Source organism: Vibrio sp. 10N.222.49.C9 (assembly GCF_041474985.1).
GTDB lineage: Bacteria > Pseudomonadota > Gammaproteobacteria > Enterobacterales > Vibrionaceae > Vibrio > Vibrio crassostreae_C.
Genome location: NZ_JBFRVD010001399.1, coordinates 1 through 263, shown reverse-complemented (window position 1 = coordinate 263; position 263 = coordinate 1). Strand labels below are relative to the sequence as shown.

Genomic DNA, 263 nt, shown 5'->3' with positions numbered 1-263 from the left:
GGGCCTTCGCCTTTCAGCGTATCAACCAGTCCTGCTGCCTGAACCGCCGCGACTAGCGTTGAAAAATCGTCATTGCTTGCCGCCACATCAACAATGTCTTTTTTCATGCCGTGATGGCCAGCATAGATATTAAAACTTAGCGCCAGTAAACCGACCAACCAAACTGCTTTTGTTGCGAGTTGTGTGAACATAACGTATCCCTCGTGTTGTCTTGTCGAATATCCAAATGCTTTGGATACATGCAACATTGATTACGCAACGAG

Annotated in this window: 1 pseudogene; it reads right to left on the bottom strand. The window is 46.8% G+C overall.

The annotated features are described in order from the left end of the window. A pseudogene (locus tag AB4585_RS28470) lies at positions 1 to 191 on the bottom strand (fasciclin domain-containing protein); the annotation flags it as partial. Positions 192 to 263: the final 72 nt, after the last annotated feature.